18 protein-coding genes and 1 pseudogene are annotated in these 18877 nt (G+C 39.5%); 14 read left to right on the top strand and 5 right to left on the bottom strand.

Annotated features, from left to right (window positions below; translation table 11 throughout):
- Positions 1-139: pseudogene (locus tag ECA01S_RS14210) on the bottom strand (ISL3 family transposase); the annotation flags it as partial.
- Positions 140-602: 463 nt separating this feature from the next.
- On the opposite strand from ECA01S_RS14210, the gene ECA01S_RS14835 reads away from it, so the two are divergent.
- From ECA01S_RS14835 to ECA01S_RS11225, 14 genes are all read left to right on the top strand, one after another.
- Positions 603-866: an IS3 family transposase gene (locus ECA01S_RS14835; protein WP_161634588.1), complete on the top strand. Its 264-nt coding sequence runs from the start codon at positions 603-605 to the stop codon at positions 864-866.
- A gap of 1438 nt (positions 867-2304) precedes the next feature.
- Positions 2305-2712, top strand: coding sequence for a sigma-70 RNA polymerase sigma factor region 4 domain-containing protein (locus ECA01S_RS11285; RefSeq protein WP_010744400.1), 408 nt, complete (start codon positions 2305-2307; stop codon positions 2710-2712).
- Between the two features lie 14 nt (positions 2713-2726).
- Complete coding sequence (locus ECA01S_RS11280; RefSeq protein WP_010744401.1) at positions 2727-2921, top strand: helix-turn-helix domain-containing protein; 195 nt, start codon at positions 2727-2729, stop codon at positions 2919-2921.
- 365 nt (positions 2922-3286) lie between these two features.
- Positions 3287-3490: a DUF3173 family protein gene (locus ECA01S_RS11275; protein WP_010744402.1), complete on the top strand. Its 204-nt coding sequence runs from the start codon at positions 3287-3289 to the stop codon at positions 3488-3490.
- A 54-nt stretch (positions 3491-3544) separates the two neighbouring features.
- Positions 3545-4723 (top strand): site-specific integrase, encoded by a 1179-nt coding sequence (locus ECA01S_RS11270; RefSeq protein WP_010744403.1) that lies wholly within the window; start codon positions 3545-3547, stop codon positions 4721-4723.
- 231 nt (positions 4724-4954) lie between these two features.
- The gene (locus ECA01S_RS11265; protein ID WP_067395495.1) at positions 4955-5512 is read left to right on the top strand and encodes a nucleotidyltransferase family protein; all 558 of its coding nucleotides are present in this window, start codon (positions 4955-4957) and stop codon (positions 5510-5512) included.
- 117 nt (positions 5513-5629) lie between these two features.
- A complete protein-coding gene (locus ECA01S_RS11260) occupies positions 5630-6427 on the top strand; it encodes a Cof-type HAD-IIB family hydrolase (protein ID WP_067395492.1) in 798 nt (265 codons plus the stop codon).
- A gap of 236 nt (positions 6428-6663) precedes the next feature.
- The gene (locus tag ECA01S_RS11255; RefSeq protein WP_067395489.1) at positions 6664-8496 is read left to right on the top strand and encodes a beta-glucoside-specific PTS transporter subunit IIABC; all 1833 of its coding nucleotides are present in this window, start codon (positions 6664-6666) and stop codon (positions 8494-8496) included.
- 16 nt (positions 8497-8512) lie between these two features.
- Complete coding sequence (locus ECA01S_RS11250) at positions 8513-9976, top strand: glycoside hydrolase family 1 protein (protein ID WP_067395486.1); 1464 nt, start codon at positions 8513-8515, stop codon at positions 9974-9976.
- A 19-nt stretch (positions 9977-9995) separates the two neighbouring features.
- Entirely contained in the window at positions 9996-10835 is an 840-nt protein-coding gene (locus ECA01S_RS11245; RefSeq protein ID WP_067395483.1) for a PRD domain-containing protein, read from the top strand.
- Between the two features lie 339 nt (positions 10836-11174).
- Positions 11175-13271, top strand: coding sequence for a molybdopterin oxidoreductase family protein (locus tag ECA01S_RS11240; protein ID WP_067395479.1), 2097 nt, complete (start codon positions 11175-11177; stop codon positions 13269-13271).
- Position 13272: 1 nt separating this feature from the next.
- Positions 13273-13713 carry a 4Fe-4S dicluster domain-containing protein gene (locus ECA01S_RS11235; RefSeq protein ID WP_067395476.1) on the top strand — a complete coding sequence of 147 codons (441 nt, stop codon included), beginning with the start codon at positions 13273-13275 and terminating at the stop codon, positions 13711-13713.
- Positions 13713-14942, top strand: coding sequence for an NAD(P)/FAD-dependent oxidoreductase (locus tag ECA01S_RS11230; RefSeq protein WP_067395473.1), 1230 nt, complete (start codon positions 13713-13715; stop codon positions 14940-14942). Before ECA01S_RS11235 ends, ECA01S_RS11230 begins: the two co-directional genes overlap by 1 nt.
- A 112-nt stretch (positions 14943-15054) precedes the next feature.
- On the top strand, positions 15055-16044 hold the full coding sequence (locus tag ECA01S_RS11225; RefSeq protein WP_067395470.1) for a TDT family transporter: 990 nt from the start codon (positions 15055-15057) through the stop codon (positions 16042-16044).
- A gap of 55 nt (positions 16045-16099) precedes the next feature.
- On the opposite strand, the gene ECA01S_RS11220 is transcribed toward ECA01S_RS11225, so the two are convergent.
- The 4 genes from ECA01S_RS11220 to ECA01S_RS11205 form a co-directional block, all read right to left on the bottom strand.
- Complete coding sequence (locus tag ECA01S_RS11220) at positions 16100-16735, bottom strand: ATP-binding cassette domain-containing protein (RefSeq protein ID WP_067395467.1); 636 nt, start codon at positions 16733-16735, stop codon at positions 16100-16102.
- Entirely contained in the window at positions 16732-17388 is a 657-nt protein-coding gene (modB, locus tag ECA01S_RS11215; protein WP_067395464.1) for a molybdate ABC transporter permease subunit, read from the bottom strand. The genes ECA01S_RS11220 and modB overlap by 4 nt, the downstream gene beginning before the upstream one ends.
- 119 nt (positions 17389-17507) lie before the next feature.
- Positions 17508-18287: a molybdate ABC transporter substrate-binding protein gene (gene modA / locus ECA01S_RS11210; protein WP_067395461.1), complete on the bottom strand. Its 780-nt coding sequence runs from the start codon at positions 18285-18287 to the stop codon at positions 17508-17510.
- A complete protein-coding gene (locus ECA01S_RS11205) occupies positions 18284-18826 on the bottom strand; it encodes an NTP transferase domain-containing protein (protein ID WP_067395458.1) in 543 nt (180 codons plus the stop codon). The genes modA and ECA01S_RS11205 overlap by 4 nt, the downstream gene beginning before the upstream one ends.
- Between the last annotated feature and the right edge of the window lie 51 nt (positions 18827-18877).

The following is an 18877-nucleotide window of genomic DNA, read 5'->3' as shown; positions in this document are numbered from 1 at the left end:
GAGGTGCATAAGAAAGCTTTCCACGATAAATCATGCAGCTAGCCCCTTTATACTTTTCTTTTGTTAAACAATTTTTTTCAAAAGTGACAGTTAAATCTAGAATCTCTAATGTATCTTTGATAAGCTGAGTATAGGACATCTTAAATCCTCCTTTGAATTGGTTCGCCAAATGGATTCAATTGGATTTTAAGGTGTCTTTTTCTTTTTTACAACAAAAAAGATGCTGGTGAGATTCACCCACATCAAAAAATATAGAGCCGTTTATTAGAAAAAAGAAAAAGTAGTGGCAACAGAAGGCGTCACCAACACTAGATATTATAGAGCCATGATTTTTTAGAACTACTCTTTCATCTTTGAAAAGTAGTTTTTTTATTTTTCAAGCAGTAACTGCCGTGCTATTGCTTGATTGATTATGCTTTAGGTAAGCTACTTCATAATATAAATGATGATATTCCATAAGCGTTAATACATGCAATTTTGGGACTCCCTTCCTAAAAAAACTTAACCATATTCGCTCAAAAGTAAAAACTAGCGCTGTCTTTGAATCTATTCAATCAAATTACCAACGCTCAGATGTAAAACAGGCGTGTACAGTTCTGGAGGTGCCCAAATCTAGTTATTATGACTGGGTGAAGAGGACTCCCTTCAAACGTCAATCAGGGAATGAACACTTAAGTTGCTTGATTTCAAGAATCTACTTTGAAAATAAGGAGATCTATGGTGCACCCAAAATCTATAAGATTCGTATTGGTCGGGGTGAAAATAGCTCTCTAAAAAGAGTCCAAAAGTTGATGTGGGAGTTAGGTCTACGCTCAATCACCATGAAGAAATACAAAACAGACAAACAAGCAAACTTTGGACCTTAGGGACGAAAAAATTGTTAAACCAAGATTTTACCAATATGGCAATCAGCCAAAATGGGCAACGGATATCACTTACATTCATACAAAAAATATCGGGTAGAAATTGGCAAGAAAATGACCTAAAAATTGGCTAGGGGAACACTTGAAGATGCGTGTTTAAATCATATGTTCTCAGAGAACTTGATTCTCCACTCAGATTTAGGTTCTCAATACACTAGCGAGGCTTATGAAGCAAAACTAAAAGAATTAAACCTCCATCATTCCTTCAGTCTTTCAGCCGGAAAGATTGCCCACACAACAATGCTGGTATTGAATCGTTCCGCGCATCAATTAAGAAGGAAGAAGCGTGTGTGTCAAAAGCATATGAAAGTTTTGAAGTCACTCATTTGGATCTGTTTAAGTATTATTGAGGGATTTTGCAATTATAAACGAATCCATAGCAGTATCCATACCTTTAGAAGTATCACTTCAACAATCTGAATATATTGCGAAAGCTATCTTAAAAGCACGCATAGTTTCTATCGTTTAGAACGTTCCATCGAGATACTTGTAAATACTATTTTAGGGTGTTCTTGTTAAAGAAATCCGAAATATTTAATTAAAGACTTAGATAAAGTCATTTAGTGTATGCAAATCAAAGAAAGGCCAATAGTCAAAGAACCGAGATTTCTGATATAAAGACATACTATTTTTACGGCTAGAAGTGTAAAAGAAAAAACAGAGAAGATTACTATATAAATGATGGGATTAAGAAAGGTCATCTTAAGTAAATTAAAAGAAACTAGTACTAGAATACAATATGAATAGAGAAGTTTAAGTAACTAAGGTTTTAGATTTTAATATATCAATCATATCTCCTTTTTTATTACCTTGTAGACAGTGATCAAATAATAGTCTAGAGAAGCTATATAAATTACATTTTTATTAGTTAATAAAAAATAATCAATCATTATCAAAGGCTGAATTCTAATCAATAAACTAACTTTAGAAATTATATTTTAATATCCCTGTTTTTTTATAATGATACTCTTAGATTGCTGAAGATTCGCTCCTTTAAAAAGAGGGATTCTTTTTTTTTATAAAAAATCATTTTTACATACAAAATAAATAAAAAGCGCTGTTTGAAATTGTTATTAATATGAAGGGAGGAAAATAGTTTAAGAAGACACTTTACTCATTAAAACTTTACGCGAAGGGGAGTGATCTGTAAATGCTTAAATTCTTTTATGAAAAGGATGTAGAGAGTATGCACTTTTCTATTAAAATATTTTAATAGAAAAGAATATTGTTAACAGAAAAAACATGGAATAAATGCACTTTTTAAGTACTTAAACATAAAGAATATGTTGTTTTATGGGAGAAAAAAACTAAGTACTCTGTAGACTATAAAAGGAGTAAAGATTAACTATTCTCATCTCTTCAAAATTAAGGAGAGAGAACTATGGTTAAAGAGACAAAGTATAGGAACAACAAAGTTGAAAATCAAATTATCAGTTATTTTAATAAAGTAATAAAAAATGCTGCAGTAAATTATTATAATCAAAAAATAAACAGAAAGAAAAAAGAATTTCTAACTGATAGTTTTGATAGAATTATTTCTGAAAATTATACTATAGATTCTGAAATACCAAATACTGTTATTAATGGAATCCCACTTCACATTGAGGATGATTTTGTTTTCAACTTGCTAATAAACTTAGAGGAAAAAGAATCATTATTCTTAGTTTATTATTATTTTCTAAACTTAAGTATAGAAGAAATTGCGTATTTATTTGAAATGAAGGTATCAAGTGTCTATGGTTTAAAAAGAAGATTGTTAGAGAAAATTCGTCAAAAATATTCTCTCTAAGGAAGTGTTTAAATATGCTAGAAAACTTAATAAAAGAAGCACAAAATGGAGATTCAACGGCTTATTATGAACTCTTTCTTCGTTTTCAACCACTTTTAATAAAAGTATCTATTAACAATGGTTACTTTGATCAGGATTGTTTTGATGAATGCTTACGTATTTTTTATTTATCTATCAGTAAATTTCGGTTTTTGGAAAGAGATTCGTAGTTATGAATAATTAGCATGTAAAAAGTTGTTATTAATGGTGAAGAAAGTTTGCTTATAAAAGTAAGTCAGAAGGATATTTTCTTTTATGATCTTTGATAATTAAATAGAATCTATTAACTACTTTAATCTAGTATGAGCTGGATTGAGTCTGCGCCAAAACTCAAATAATTTTGATGAGCGGAAAAATGACGATAAATCAAATTAATTTTGTCAAAATTAATTGCGATGACTTACTAGAGGATAATGATACTTCCGCAAGGCTGCTCAATGACTGAGGAGAAGTTTTATAACTTATGTGCTTGACGAGCAAGTTAATAGAATTTTCTTATGTTAAATTATATGAAGAGTTTTTAGGAGGTTATATTATGGAAAAAGATTTCGATACGATGGTTAATCGGTCAGATCTTATAAATTTGGGGTTTAAAGCTAATCAGGCTACACAAATGATAAAAGAAGCGAAGAAATTTTTAATAAATATTGAAGGAGTTGAGTTATACAATAATCGACAAATAAATATGGTTCCATCAAGAGTAATCGAAGAATTATTTCATTTGAAAATAAATAAATGAGCGTTATACTTATTATAGATGGTAGATGTTCATTATAATGAGAGGTTATTCGTTATGGTGAAAATACAAAATATTTATCGTGATAATAAGACGAAAAAGTGGTATTTTAAAGTATATTTAGGTACTGATGCTGATGGTAAAAAAATACAAAAGACAAAACGAGGCTTCTCTAGCCAGAAAGAAGCTAAATTAGCTTATGATAGATACATGGCTACTCAAGGGTTTCATGAATTTTATGGGAATCACCTTAATTCATTAAGTAAACAAATGACATTTGAAGAGTTTTATAAAGTACGATTTGTTAGGTGGTATGAGAAGCAAGTTAAGAGACAAACTTTCGAAAATGCTCAGTTTATTTTCGAAAAAAAGATGAGATACTTTTACCATATGAGAGTGAGAGACATTACAAGTGTAGATATTGAAGACTGGATGTTCGAATTAAGCCAAACTATTACTCGGAATTCTAGATTGCGAGAAAGGCAATCTACTTTGTCAAATAGTTACATTAACCGTATTAGAGGACATTTAAAAATTGTTTTAGATAGAGCGCAAAAGGAGGGCCTGATTGATCAAAATCCTATCGATAATGTTTGTTGTTTGCCAAAAGAAAATGAAAAAATAGACTTTTGGGAGTTTAAAGAATTTCAAAAAGTAATGGAATATTTCAATGGTAATAACATACAAATGAAGCATAGGCGCTTGGTGTATGAACTATTATTTTTTACTGGAATGAGAATTGGAGAATTGTCTGCTCTTCCGTGGAAATATGTTGATTTGGAAAAGCAACAAATTACAATAGAAAAAACACTAGTATACTCAAAAAAAGATGACTGGTATCTTTCTACACCCAAGACCAAAAATGCTTATCGCACAATAGGTATTGGTAGTCACTTATCAAAGAAATTATACGAATGGAAAAAACTACAAAGTTTATTAGGGAACTTCGAATATGTAATTCAATTAGATGGCACGTTTACTCCCCCATATTCTTTTGCTAGTTGGTTAAAAGAAGCAGCTCTTGCGATGGGAGTTAAACCTATTAAGTTACATTCCTTACGGCACTCACATGTTGCTTTTTTAATTGAACAGAATATTCAACCTTTAGTAATACAAGAAAGAATGGGGCATTCTAATATTAATATTACTTTAGGAACATATGGACACTTATATGCAAAAGCGGATGATCGCGTAATCCATGCAATAGATAGTTTTCAGTCGGATACTGTTATTTAAGGCAAAACGTAAAAGAATTTATAGTCTATTTTCTCTCATTTTTCTCTCAAAGATAGTAATAATACTATAAAATCAATGAGAAAAGAATGGTCTTTCCAGTTTAAGATGTACAGAAAATAACCTAAAAAATAGCTGAAAAGTAAGAATGAGTCAAGTTGAAATAGAACTTGACTCATCTTTTCGTCTTGAACGCGGTATAATGAAAGAAATGATACAAAGGATGCGTGGAAAATGACGGAAGAGGAACTAAAAACGATTTTGTCTCAGAACGATCAAATAAAAGAAATCTTGGCGATTATCGCATTATTAGGATTACCTGATACTTGGCTTTGTGCTGGTACGGTACGGAATTTTGTGTGGAATTATTTATCTGGGAATCAGACTCTAGATGACACGAATGATGTGGATGTTGTCTTTTTTGATAAAGGCATCAGCTATGCAGAAACTCTGCAACTGGAGCAAAAACTGAAGGAGAAATATCCACAGTATAACTGGGAACTAAAAAATGAGGTCTATATGCATGGACATAGTCCTGAAACAGCCCCCTATCAAAACAGCTATGATGCCGTTGCTAAGTTTCCCGAAACTTGTACAGCGATTGCGATTCGCTTAAATGAGCAACAGTTAGAATTGATGGCCCCCCACGGTATAGTAGACTTGACGAACTTCATCGTCAGAGCCACGCCACATTTTAGAGCATCGACTACTAGAAGACAGCTCTACCAAGAGCGAGTTAAGAAGAAAAATTGGCAAGCGCAATGGCCTAAAATCCAAGTATTGGACAGATAGCTGGCAGCTTAGTACCTCTCTACGTATCAGGTAAGCAAATGTTCGGTGCAGGCTAATTTATCTGGTAAACTGAAGTAGCAGTTTAAGGACAAGCGAATCAGAGAAGGGAAGATTTACATGATCAAAGCTATCGCCGTTGATATGGATGGGACTTTTTTGGATCAAAACAGTGAATATAATCGCGTGCGTTTCGCTCAACTTTTTGAAGAAATGATCCAACGAGGCATTCGGTTTATTGTGGCTAGCGGCAATCAGTATGCGCAGTTACGTTCTTTCTTTCCTCAACAAAGAGCAGCCATCACTTTTGTATCAGAAAATGGTGCATTGATTTTTCAACAAGGCCAGCTAGTTGCGAAGCAAACATTTGCTAGGGACTTGGTTCAAGAAATCATCAACAGTTTAGTGGCACAGGCAGACTTGGAATTTATCTTATGTGGTGTTGAGAAGGCTTACTTGTTAGCCTCTGCTAGTGAAGAGTTCAAGCAATTTGCGGCTCAGTATTATTTTGCATTGGCAGAGGTAGCGTCTTTTGCAACGCTCCCGCAGGATGAGTTTGTCAAGTTGGCTTTAAATGTGCCAGTGGCGGCCACAAAACAAATAGTCACAGAGCTGAATCAACAGTTTTCTGGTCGTATCAAAGCGGTGGCTAGTGGTCACGGCAGTATTGATATCATTATTCCAGGAGTAACAAAAGGGGCGGCACTTCAACGGTTATTGTCGCAATGGCAACTGACCTCAGATGAACTACTGGCCTTTGGCGATGCCAATAATGATCTGGAGATGTTGGCGTTGACTGAACATAGCTATGCCATGGCGGAAAGCAGTGAAGAGGTTGCCGCAATTGCTAAACACCGCGCACCCTCCCATAATGAAGAGGGCGTGCTGCAGATTATTCAATGGTATTTATCTGAGTAGGTTACGAAAATAACCAACCAGTAAAAATATTTTTCAAAATACTGGTTGCGGTTTCAAAAAGACTATGATATATTACTGTGTATAAAAGGCATGTGACTGGTAATGCAGGCAGGACCTAAATAAGTTGTAAAACTAATTCTTGGGATTAGTCTATTTACTGCTTATTTAGCTCCTGCCTTTTTTGATTTTAGTGGCCACTAAATCATTCCAACTTAATCATGAAAAGAGGAAAGAGAATGGATTACAAAAAAACTGCAAAAGAGATTGTAGAATTAGTCGGTGGCAAAGAAAATATCGCCCACTTGGAGCACTGTTCAACGCGTTTACGCTTTACATTAAATGATGACAGCAAAGCTGATGTAGCTGGTTTAGAACAAACAGAGGGTGTGATTGGCGTTCGCCAAAATGTTCAATGCCAAGTTATTATTGGAAATGACGTAGTAGAAGTTTATGATGAGGTCGTTTCTTTGTTAGGTGGCAGCTTTTCAACAACGGCTGGACCGAAGAAAAAGCAAAAAATCGGTAGTGTCATTTTAGATTTTGTTATTTCGATTTTTCAACCTTTAGTACCTGCTATTGCGGGCGGGGGTGTTTTAAAATCATTGTTACTGCTAGCTTCTATCATGGGTATTTTAAGTGATCAAAGCCAAACCTATCAAATTCTAAATATGATTGGGGGAGCACCTCTTTATTTCTTGCCAATCCTAGTAGCAATGACCACAGCCAATAAGCTAAAGGTCAACCAATTAGTAGCCGTGTCGGCTGTGGGGGCATTGATTCTGCCGGAAATGACTGCTTTGTTAGCAGAGGGCGCCAACTTCATGGGCTTTGGCTTGGAAAATATTGCCTATGCGTCTCAAGTTTTTCCAGCTATTTTAACCGTTTTATTCTATGCACAGGCAGAAAAGCTATTCACAAAATTTTCACCAAAGCCGATTCGCATTTTCTTTGTACCGATGATGAGCTTGCTTATTACAGTTCCTATTGCGTTATTGATTTTAGGCCCATTAGGCTATAATGTCGGCACAGCTTTTTCAACAGTCATCGTAAGCTTATATAACCACTTTGGTTGGGTCGCAACAGGCTTGCTAGCCGCAGTACTACCATTGATGGTGGTAACAGGAATGCATAAGGCGATGATTCCGTATGCTGTGTCCTCCATGAGTGAGCTTGGAGCAGAATTGTTGTACCTACCAGCGTCACTGGCACACAATATTTCTGAATCTGGCGCATGTTTTGCAGTAGCCTTAAAAACGAAGAGCCGCAAATTACGGTCAACAGCCATCTCTGCTGGAATTTCGGCACTGTTCGGGATTACTGAGCCAGCTTTATATGGGGTCACAATCCTAAATAAAAAAGTGTTATATAGCGTCATGGCTTCCAGTTTGATTGGGGGTGCTTTTGCAGGAATTACGGCCATTAAAGGCTTTGCGTTAGTGGGACCAGGAATTGCCAGCATTACGATGTTCGCTGATAAAAATAATGCTATGAACTTAGTTTGGGCATTCGTTACTATGGGAATCTCATTTGTGGCATCATTTGTTTTCGCACTAGTGATGTATAAAGACAAAGTGACTGAAAGTGAGCCATCAGAAGCAACGATCAATTTAGAAGATGCAGTGGTTACCAGCCCCGTTGCTGGCCGCGTGATTCCCCTGGCGGAAGTGAAGGATGATGTCTTTTCTTCCGGAATGGTGGGTAGTGGTGTCGGGATTATCCCTGAGGAAAACCTCCTTGTTGCACCAGAAGATGGCGAAATCACGATGGTATTTGAAACACAGCACGCATTAGGCTTAAAAACGAAAAATGGTGCCGAGATCTTGTTCCATATTGGTATTGATACGGTGCAGTTAAATGGTGAGGGTTTTGAAACTTTTGTTAAGCAAGGCGACACTGTGAAAAAAGGGCAACCATTAGTTGCTTTTGACCGTGACTTGATTAAAGAAAAAGGCTTTGATGACACAGTCATTTTTGTGGTAACAAATCAAGATAAATATGATGTGAAGACCTTAAATAACCACGAACAAGTAAATAATCAATCAGACTTATTGGCGATTGCCAGTTTATAAGAGAAGGAGTTTTAATATGACACAAACACAATTTCCTGAAGGCTTTTTATGGGGAGGCGCTGTTGCCGCCAATCAAGTAGAAGGAGCGTGGAATGTCGATGGTAAGGGGATGTCGGTTGCCGACGTCGCATCGTATAAACCACATGTTGATAACAAAGATTACGCCGCGCACGCTCATATTACCTTAGAAAAAATTGAAGAAGCCATCGCCGACCAAACCGATACATGGTATCCTAAGCGTCGTGGCATCAATTTTTATCATCATTATAAAGAAGATTTGGCATTGTTTGCGGAAATGGGTTTTAAAACATTACGTCTTTCTATTGCTTGGTCCCGTTTATTTCCGACAGGTGAAGAACTGGAAGCAAACGAAAAAGGGATCGCTTTTTATGTCGAAGTCTTTCAAGAAATGCGTCGCTTAAATATCGAACCAATCGTGACGTTGTCTCACTATGAGATGCCCCTAGCCTTGGCAATGAAGTATAATGGCTGGGCGGACCGCCGAGTAGTAGAGGATTTTGTCCGTTTTGCTAATGCTTGTTTCGATCATTTTGGTGAATATGTCAAATACTGGCTAACCTTCAATGAAATTGATAGTATCCACCGGCATCCCTTTACTACTGCCGGCATTATTGATGAGAAGTCACCAAAGGGCTTAGAAGAACAAACGATTTATCAAGCTTTGCACCATCAATTTGTGGCAAGTGCTTTAGTTACCCGGGATGCCCATGCTAAAATACCAGGAGCGCAAGTAGGCTGTATGTTGACCAAGCTAATGACTTATCCACTGACTTGTGCCCCTATCGATGTGGAATTAACCTTGAAGAAAAATCTAGAAAACAATTTTTACGCTGATGTTCAAGTTTTCGGTGAATACCCTAAAATGATTCTGAAGGATCTAAACAGACGCAATATTAACATTGAGATGTTAGCCGGCGACACAGAAATTTTGAAGGAACACACAGTCGATTTTGTTACCTTTAGTTACTATATGTCTATGGCTGAATCAGGGGACCCGGATGCTGAAAGAACCCCTGGTAATACTGTCCTAGGTGTGAAAAATCCGTACTTGCCATCTACTGAATGGGGTTGGCAGATTGATCCGAAAGGCTTAAAAATCTCGTTGATTGAGTTGTATGATCGCTATCAGTTACCGTTAATGATTGTAGAAAACGGGATGGGTGCCAAAGATATTCTTGAAGATGGTCAAGTTCATGACGCATATCGTATTGAGTACTTCAAAGCACATTTTCAACAGATGAAGGAAGCAATCGATGAAGGGGTTGACTTAGTAGGCTATACTAGTTGGGGACCAATTGATTTAGTCAGCGCAGGAACTTCTCAAATGTCCAAACGTTACGGCTTTATCTATGTGGATGTAGATGACGAAGGAAAAGGCTCCTATGACCGCTATAAAAAGGATTCCTTCTATTGGTATCAAGATATTATCAAAACAAATGGCGCATCATTAAATGAGTAAAAAGTAGAGGAGAAGGAATATGCCGACTATCAAAAAAGTGCTGAATTCCAGTGTCATTTTGATTGATGATCAGGGGAAAGAGAAAATAGCCTTGGGAAAAGGTATTGGCTTTGGACGCAAAACTGGTGAGATTGTCTCAATGGATAATGTGGATCAAGTGTATCTGCCTGTGGAAGATCAAAAAACGACACAAATCTTGGAGATGGTCGGCGAGATTCCTTATGAATTTTTCGATTTGACACAACGAATCGTCAAAGAGGCGGAACGTAGCTTAAATAAAAAGCTTAATACGTCCATTTATCTAACTTTGACGGATCACTTAAATTTTGCGGTGGAACGGGCACAGGAAGGTATGGCGATTGCTAACCGATTATATTGGGAAATCAAGAATTACTATCCAAATGAATTTGAAATAGGCAAAAAGGCGGTAAAGCAAATCAATCAAGAGTTTGGGATTGCGTTACCCAAGGAAGAGGCAAGCAATATTGCTTTTCACTTGATCAATGCTCAAGCTGATAATACGCAAGCCGCAGATGGTTTTAAGTATGCTAAGATGATAGGCGGCATTGTGAATATGGTTCGCTATTCGATTCAAAAGGAAATCAATACAGATTCGATTCACTATACACGTTTCATCACACACGTTCGTTTTTTTGTTGAACGATTCTACCAACATCATCTTTTACAAGAGGATAATACGGAATTAGCCGAACAGATGTGGATCATCTACCCATCAGCTATGGAGATCGCTAGCAAAGTGAAGGAATATATTGAAAAAGTTTATAAGGAATCTATTCCAGAAGATGAGGTTGTCTACCTAGCAGTTCACATCAATCGACTTATGAAATATACAGAATAAATAGTTTGTATTTCCCCAACAGTCCAGTTCTCACTGGGCTGTTTTCTTTTACTAAATCAAATGTTCAATATTTAGCAATCATTCTCATAATCACAGGCTGTCTTAAATAACAAAGTTATTTAATTTTTAAATTAGCAAGAGTGATAATCATTATCAATTAGTTATTTTAATACAGTGTTATTTTGATTTATTAACTGACATATAGGGAGTTCCCTAATCAATCTTTGTTTTTTAATCGAGTAAAATGAAGAAGAATAAAAATGTGCCCTCGTACTATCTTTGGCAATTATTTTTTTAGTTTAATAAGTGAAAAACATCACTATTGTAAGGAGCTAAATCATGAAGAAGACACAATCTACTTGTAATTATTGCGCTTTAGCCTGTAATTTGGATTTTTACACAGAGCATGAACAAATCGTCAAGATCGTCCCGACACCAGATTATCCGGTGAATAAAGGTTTTTCTTGTATCAAAGGGCTGCGCCTAGATCGGCAGCAGCAGTTATTCAAGCCAGATCCGCGACCACGGATGAAGCAAGCGGATGGCAGCTTTAGCCACGTTGAATGGCAAGAAGGCTTGCAGCAGACAGCCAATCGTTTGCAGGAGATCATTGCAAAATATGGACCTGATAGTGTCGCCGGTATTAGTACGGGGCAATTAACGATGGAAGAAATGGCCTTGTTTGGTCATGTGATGCGGACCTATCTAAAAGGAAATGTGGATGGCAATACGCGTCTTTGTATGGCAACGAGTGTTGTGGCCCATAAACAAAGCTTTGGTTATGATGCCCCCCCTTATACGCTGAATGATGCGGAGTTATCAGACACGATTATTTTGATTGGTGCCAATCCAGTGGTGGCACATCCTGTTTTCTGGGGACGCATTCGCATGAACAAGCTGCCAAATAAAAAAGTGATTGTCATCGACCCACGTCGCTCTGAAACAGCTAAACAGGCGGATATCCACTACAAGTTGAAGGCTAAAGCTGACTTGAAAGTGATGTACATTTTAGCCAAGTATTTACTGGATCAAGGCTGGATTGACGAAAGTTATATTGCGGAACATACGCAAAAGTTTGCGGAGTATCAAGAATTTTTACAAGATTATCCTTTGAGCCGTGTGGCAGAAACTGGCTTAACGGAAGCGGAAATCAAAGAGCTAGCAGAATTGATTCATGCTGGTAAAAATGTTTCTTTCTGGTGGACGATGGGTGTCAACCAAGGCTACGAAGCGGTTCGGACGGCGCAAGCCATTATCAATTTAGCTTTGATGACCGGCAATATGGGGCGTCCGGGAACCGGCGCCAATTCCTTGACTGGACAATGTAATGCCATGGGTTCGCGTTTGTTTAGTAATACCACTGGTCTCTACGGTGGCGGCGAATACGATAACGAAGCGCGCCGTGAAGTAGTAGGACAAGCGTTAGGAATTGATTCCAGCTGGCTGCCGACTAAACCGACGTTGCCTTATAACGTAATCATCGAAAAAATCAATGCCGGTGAGATTAAAGCTTTGTGGGTAGCGGCGACTAATCCGATCCATTCTTGGATCAATAGTGATACTTTCCGGGCAGCCACCGAAAAATTGGAGCTGTTCATTGTACAGGATATTTATGACGATACGAAAACCGCTGAAAATTGCGATATTTATTTACCAGTAGTACCGGGAATCAAAAAGGAAGGCACCTTGATTAATACGGAACGCCGTTTGTCTCTTATGCGGGCAGCTTTGACGCCAATGGAAAATGAACTCACTGACTACCAAGTCTTTTATAAGATGGGTGAGGCATTAGGTATGGGCGAGCTGTTAAAAGGCTGGGAAACACCTAGCAGTGCCTTTGCTTTGATGGCGAAATGCTCTGCCAATATGCCTTGTGACTTTACAGGGATTACCTATGAAGAATTAGCTGATTCTAAAGGCGTGCAGTGGCCTTATACACCACAGCATAAGGCGGAAGGTGTGGCTGATGAACGCCGCCTATACGAAAATAATCGTTTCTATACGCCAAGTGGCAAAGCCAACTTTATGTTTGAAGCCCCGCTGCCTAATCCGCTAGCGTTGGGAGAAGAGTTCCCGTTATTACTGAATACCGGTCGTGGAACAGTAGGGCAATGGCATACGCAAACACGGACACGGGAAATCCCTGAGGTTCAGGATGCCGTTGAACGCCGGGCCTATGTCTTGCTACATCCAACCACCGCTAATCAATTAGCTATTGAACAAAAAGAAATCATCGAAGTGGTTTCTAGCAATGGGGTTGCAGAGCATTTTGAAGCCTTGATTTCTGAGTTTGTTAATGAGGATGAAGTGTATGCGCCGATGCACTATATCGAAGTCAACCGTTTGACGCCATCGGTTTATGACTCTTTTTCAAAAGAGCCATCATTTAAATCAACACCGGTGCGGATCAACAAGTTAGTGAAGGAGTCTGTCTAAGATGAAACGAATCAATATCGACCGCAGCAAATGTATTAGCTGTTTAACCTGTGTGACGGCCTGTTCTGTGGCCCATGGTGGGGAGGATCCCCGTAATCGGGTTGTTGTCAGCGATGAAGGCGTCAACTCGCCTATTTTTTGCCGACACTGTGATTTACCAGAATGTGTCTACACTTGTATGACTGGCGCTATGTATAAGGACTCGGAAACAGGTTATGTTTTGTATGACAAAGACAAATGTGCTAGCTGTTACATGTGTGTCATGGCTTGCCCCTATGGTGTGTTGAAGGCTGACCGGATGCAGCATAAAGTCATCATGAAATGTGATATGTGCTTGGATCACCCAACCAAGAGCCCACAATGTGTAGAAAAATGTCCAATGCAGGCGATCACTTTAGAAGAAGTGACCCCTGTTCAACCATCACTAGAGGAGGTCAACTAATGAAATATGTCGTAGTAGGAGCCTCCGCTGCTGGTATCAACGGCCTGCGGACTTTGGCACAAATTGCACCTGATGCCAACCTAACGTTGATTTCAAAAGATGAAGCCATCCATTCCCGTTGTATCTTGCATCACTATTTAGAAGGCTCACGGGATGTACCGCAGCTGAATTTTACAGATGCTGACTTTATCGAACGAAATAATATCCGTTGGTTAAAGGGCGTAGCGTTAACACAAATCGACCCCAACGCGCAAGTGTTGACTTTATCAGATGGTCAGACGGTTCCTTATGATAAAGTTCTATTGGCAACGGGAGCGTCAACTTTCTTCCCGCCAGTTGCGAATATCAAAGAGGCGGGCAATGTCATTGGTCTGCGTAACCTAGATGACGCTGTTTTTATTAAAGAAAAGCTGCCAGAAGTCGACAATATCGTGGTGATGGGGGCTGGTTTAGTCGGAATCGACGCGGTAGAAGGCTTGCTGCATTATGGTAAAAACTTGACCTTAGTAGAATTTGGCGATCGTTTACTACCGATTCAATTAGACCATCGCGCATCTAAAACATATCAGGATGCTTTTGCCGACCGTGGCGTGCACCAGCTTTATAATACAGCCGTGCAAGAAGTGATTATGGATGAAAAAGGTGACGTCAAAGCGTTGTATTTATCTAATGAAGAAACGATTCCTTGCGACTTATTAATTGTGGCAACCGGCGTGCGTTCTAATGTGCAATTTTTGGAAGAGACTGAGATTGAACGGGATCGTTTTGGTTTATTGTTCAATGCCTTAGGGGAAACCAATGTAGCCAATGTTTATGGGGCTGGAGATGTTTCGGGACGTAATCCGATTTGGCCCGCCGCTGTCAAAGAAGGTATTATTGCGGCTAGCAATATGGCCGGCCAACCTCGTGAGCTGACGGATTTCTTTGCCAGCAAATCAACAATGAATTTCTTGCGGATCAACACGATGTCCCTTGGTGTGACAATTCCCGCTGATGACAGCTACCAAGTAGAGATTTTAGAAACGCCGGGCCAATACAAAAAAATCATCCATAAAGATGGCGTTATTACCGGCGCTATTATTCAAGGGGATTTAGCGTATAGCGGAATTTTAACGCAATTAGTGAAAGAGCAAATTCGAGTGGATCGTCTGCATAAGTCGATCTTCGACATCAATTACTCAGACTTCTTTGATTTGACCGAGAACTTTGAATTTGATTTTTGTGTGTAAGAACGAAGCTGCAGTTTCGGCTGCAGCTTTACTTAAATGCAAACTTGCTCACTTTTTAACAAATGTATGACGGCTGTTATCAGTTGTAAATAATAAACTAGGAGAGTGTTTTATGAAGAAGATTTTTGATGGAGCTGGTAAACTACCGGCAGGTGCGGTGGCCACCACGGTCGGTTTTTGTACCTTGTCTAATGCGTATAATGCCGTAGGGTTCAGTGGTGTCCGCCATATCACTATGTGGTTAGGAATTTTAGTTTGGTTGGTTATGATGGTGAAGATTATTTTCCATTTCGATATTTTCAAAAAGGAATATCAGCAGGTAGTACCAGCTAGTTTATACGCGGCTGTTATGATGTTAACCGCTATTTTGAGTAGTTATGTTTATCCATATATCCCAGCTTTGGGTGTTGCACTGTGGTATTTAGCCGTAGTCGTACATGCACTACATATTTTATTGTTTACTTGGCGTAATGTGATTCGCCAATTCAATCCGGAAACATTTCTACCTAGTTGGTTCGTAACCTACGTGGGTATTCTGGTACCCGTTGTGGTGGGGACCACTTACGGCAATCCTATCGTGTTAAAAGGCTTGTTGATTTATGGCTTCCTAATTTCAGCGATTTTATTACCAGCAATGGCCTTACGTATCATGAAATTAGGCATGACGAAACAAACCGAGCTGATGAAGACGATCTTCTTAGCACCGCCTAGTCTTTGCTTAGTTAGCTACTTCAATTTGACCGAACAACCAAACTTATTAGTTGCTGGTTTCATTTATGGCCTATTGTTCTTGATTAGCTTGTACATTTTAGTTTCACTACCGGGTTTTATGCGTCGTCCGTTTAATCCGACCTTTGCGGCTTTGACTTTCCCGATGGCGATTTGCTTGATTGCCACACTCAATATGTCGCGTTACTTGACTGGTTTAGAGCATTTACAACCGGGTAACTTTTTAAATCAATTCTTTGGCATCAAATTGTATTTAGTCACCTTGATTATTGGCTATGTATTCTATCACTTTATGGCGGCTTTTGTTAAAGAAGCCTACAAAGAGGTGGAAGGTGTTCAATTAGAAAAAGGTATCGAAAAGGCGGCTGAATAGGTCGTCGGCTACGAAACAACCCCGTCTCAATCGCGAGACGGGGTTGTTTTACGCTTTAAGGTGTCAATTGAATGATTTCTTGTGCTAAGGTGGCTAGTTCTACTTGATGGTGGCTGACGATGATGGCCGGAATTTGGGTCTCGTTTAAAAGCTCTTTGGTTAAGGTCATGGCTTGTGCGCGAGTGCCTTCATCCAGACCGTTAAACGGCTCATCCAGCAAAAGTAAGCGGGGCTGGCTATACAATGCCCGTGCTAAGCCCACACGCTGCTTTTGACCACCAGAAAGGCGTTGAATAGGTTGCGTCAAAAGCTTTTCTAACCCTAGCCGTTCAACTAGAAAATTGAAGTAATTACTAGGTGGCGCCTGATTTTTTTTACGTTGTGTTTTTTGACTGAACAAGATATTCTCCGTCACATTTAAGTTGGGGAAAAGGGCGACCTCCTGCATGACATAGGCCAAATCGCGCTGATTTGTCGGCACGTGCTGTTTGGTAGTCGTATCCGTCCAAACCTCTTCATGAAAAGTCACCCGTGCTTTAGGGGGCGTAATCAAGCCAGCGATGGTGCGCAGAATCGTTGTTTTGCCAACCCCAGAAGGTCCACTGAGGCCGGTCACTGGTGCGGTAAAATGATGCGCAAACTGGAGATCAGTGGGACATAAGGGCATCGCCAACTGGACATTTAGGCTCATAAAAAGGCTCCTTTCCGGTGATTCAGCAATTGAATAATCAGCAGCAAGACTACGCCAATGGCGACATTTACAGCACTAAGGAGAAAGGCTTGCTGCGTGTCGCCCTGTTGGACGGCGAAGTAGATGGCGGTGGCGATGGTATCGGTTTTCCCTTCAATATAGCCGGCGACCATCAGGCTGGCACCAAATTCACCTAAACCGCGACAAAAGGCTAACAGAATACTGGCAATCACGCTGGGCCAGCAGTTCGGTAGAATTACCCGAAACAAGGTTTCACGTTTATTGGCGGATAATGTTTGTGCCACTTCAATCAAATTTTGTGGGATCGAGGCAAAGGCCCCTTTTAAGCCTTGGAAAATCAAAGGTAAAATCACTACAATCGTGGCTAAGGTCGCCCCTTGCAGGGTAAAAATAAGCGAATAATTGACGCGTTCCAGGAGCTGACCTAAAACGCCGTATTTGCCAAATAGTTGTAAAAGATAAAAGCCCACGATGGTGGGAGGTAGGACGAGCGGGAGTAGAAACAAAATTTCGACGATCCGCCGACCTCTATAAGGATAATAGACGTCCCAATAAGCAAAGGGTAAGGCAATCAAAAAGCCAATCCCAGTGGCAAAGATGGCGACATATAGTGAATGAAAAATCGGACTCATGGGTCATTTCCTTTCAATCAAGGGATGGGTACAAAAACAGTCTAGCAGTTATGGAAAAGGGAGTCTACCAGACCTTGGCAAACTCCCTTAAAATTATACACGTGGCTAGCACGAAAAGTTTATTCAGCCATGGAAAAGCCGTAATCTTCTAACACTTTTTGACTGTCAGCAGCAGTTAAATAGTCATTGAAGGCAGCAACTGCCGCTGGTTGTTTAGAGGCTTTGACTGTAGCCGTATAGTAAAGGATTGGTTCATGCAAATCGTCAGGCACTGCTTGAAGGATTTCAACTTTATCTGTTGTTAAAGCATCTGTTTGATAAACGAAGCCTACATCCGCGTTGCCTGCTTCAACATAAGCCAAAACTTGGCGCACGTCGCTAGCTAAGACAAGTTTATCTTTGACTTGATCGTAAAGCTGCGCATTTTTCAAACTGTCCTGTGCATATTGCCCAGCGGGAACTGTTTCAGGATTGCCGATGGCGATTTTTTTCGCCGCCGCTAAAACATCCGCCAAATCGGCTTTTTGAATATCACTTTTAGCATTCTTGACTAGGACAAGAGTATTAGTCAGTAATTTCTTTTCATCCGTTACCGCATCGGCAGCTACTAATTTATCCGTATCAGCTTTACTGGCCAGTAAGACACCGTCAATCGGTGCGCCAGAAACAACTTTTTCACGGACTGCGCCGGAACCACCGTAATCAATGGCCAAGTCGACATTGGGATGCTCTTTTTCGTAATTGGTTTCAATCTCAGCTAACGCATCTTTCAGACTAGCAGCCGCGGAATAATTCAAGGTGATGGGATCCGTTGTTTTCGCTTTGGATTGGTTCCAAAAGAAGAACCCGCCTCCGCCGATAATAACGACAGCAGCAATAATCGCAACAATTTTTTTCATGATGAACCTTCTTTCTGATTTTGGTTGGTAAGCGTTTGGCTCAGTTGTAGTGGGTGAGCGTCTAGCGTACTTAAAAAATCCCGCAGACGTTGGTTACCAGTAGTTAAAAAATCAGTAATTTGAGAGGTAGTGAACTGCAGATGCGCCAACGTATAATGGGCATTGCCTAAAGCATCCTCCCCGTAACAGTTGGGGTGCTGTAATAGTTTTTCTAGACTGTCTGATGAGAGCTTAGGATAATCCACAGCCATAATCAGAAAATCGTCAGCGTTCGTTAGGGCCGCTGCATAAAGACCACTTAAGGGGCCTTTATCTTTAAAAGGGGCTTGATCTGTCAATACCAGGGCTGCTGGGACTAATTGTTGCAGTTGTTGCGCATTGTTTTCATTGGCTGCCACCAATACTTTTTTAGTATGTACGTGTAATTTTTCATACGCCAACTGTATCCAATATTGTTCCAGCTGTGAATCATAATAGGTTGCTTTGTCACTGCCAAATCGGCGCGAATGACCGCCGGCTAATATTAGTCCTACTGTCATGAGTTACTCCTTTTCAAAAGCTCGTGATTAGTTTATCATAGGGCATAATAA

It is taken from the genome of Enterococcus canis NBRC 100695, assembly GCF_001544375.1.
Classification (GTDB): Bacteria; Bacillota; Bacilli; order Lactobacillales; family Enterococcaceae; genus Enterococcus_H; species Enterococcus_H canis.
The sequence above is the reverse complement of the archived record's forward strand: the minus strand, read 5'-3'. Positions and strand labels throughout refer to the sequence as shown.

What these genes read in the sequence shown, in the direction of transcription:
- ECA01S_RS11275 (WP_010744402.1), top strand. Translation starts at nt 3,287, where the DNA reads ATGGAAAAAGATTTCGATACGATGGTTAATCGGTCAGATCTTATAAAT.
- modA (WP_067395461.1), bottom strand. Translation starts at nt 18,287, where the DNA reads ATGAAAAAAATTGTTGCGATTATTGCTGCTGTCGTTATTATCGGCGGA.
- ECA01S_RS11265 (WP_067395495.1), top strand. Translation starts at nt 4,955, where the DNA reads ATGACGGAAGAGGAACTAAAAACGATTTTGTCTCAGAACGATCAAATA.
- ECA01S_RS11240 (WP_067395479.1), top strand. Translation starts at nt 11,175, where the DNA reads ATGAAGAAGACACAATCTACTTGTAATTATTGCGCTTTAGCCTGTAAT.
- modB (WP_067395464.1), bottom strand. Translation starts at nt 17,388, where the DNA reads ATGAGTCCGATTTTTCATTCACTATATGTCGCCATCTTTGCCACTGGG.
- ECA01S_RS11270 (WP_010744403.1), top strand. Translation starts at nt 3,545, where the DNA reads ATGGTGAAAATACAAAATATTTATCGTGATAATAAGACGAAAAAGTGG.
- ECA01S_RS11235 (WP_067395476.1), top strand. Translation starts at nt 13,273, where the DNA reads ATGAAACGAATCAATATCGACCGCAGCAAATGTATTAGCTGTTTAACC.
- ECA01S_RS11285 (WP_010744400.1), top strand. Translation starts at nt 2,305, where the DNA reads ATGGTTAAAGAGACAAAGTATAGGAACAACAAAGTTGAAAATCAAATT.
- ECA01S_RS11205 (WP_067395458.1), bottom strand. Translation starts at nt 18,826, where the DNA reads ATGACAGTAGGACTAATATTAGCCGGCGGTCATTCGCGCCGATTTGGC.
- ECA01S_RS11225 (WP_067395470.1), top strand. Translation starts at nt 15,055, where the DNA reads ATGAAGAAGATTTTTGATGGAGCTGGTAAACTACCGGCAGGTGCGGTG.
- ECA01S_RS11245 (WP_067395483.1), top strand. Translation starts at nt 9,996, where the DNA reads ATGCCGACTATCAAAAAAGTGCTGAATTCCAGTGTCATTTTGATTGAT.
- ECA01S_RS11250 (WP_067395486.1), top strand. Translation starts at nt 8,513, where the DNA reads ATGACACAAACACAATTTCCTGAAGGCTTTTTATGGGGAGGCGCTGTT.
- ECA01S_RS11220 (WP_067395467.1), bottom strand. Translation starts at nt 16,735, where the DNA reads ATGAGCCTAAATGTCCAGTTGGCGATGCCCTTATGTCCCACTGATCTC.
- ECA01S_RS11255 (WP_067395489.1), top strand. Translation starts at nt 6,664, where the DNA reads ATGGATTACAAAAAAACTGCAAAAGAGATTGTAGAATTAGTCGGTGGC.
- ECA01S_RS11260 (WP_067395492.1), top strand. Translation starts at nt 5,630, where the DNA reads ATGATCAAAGCTATCGCCGTTGATATGGATGGGACTTTTTTGGATCAA.
- ECA01S_RS11280 (WP_010744401.1), top strand. Translation starts at nt 2,727, where the DNA reads ATGCTAGAAAACTTAATAAAAGAAGCACAAAATGGAGATTCAACGGCT.
- ECA01S_RS11230 (WP_067395473.1), top strand. Translation starts at nt 13,713, where the DNA reads ATGAAATATGTCGTAGTAGGAGCCTCCGCTGCTGGTATCAACGGCCTG.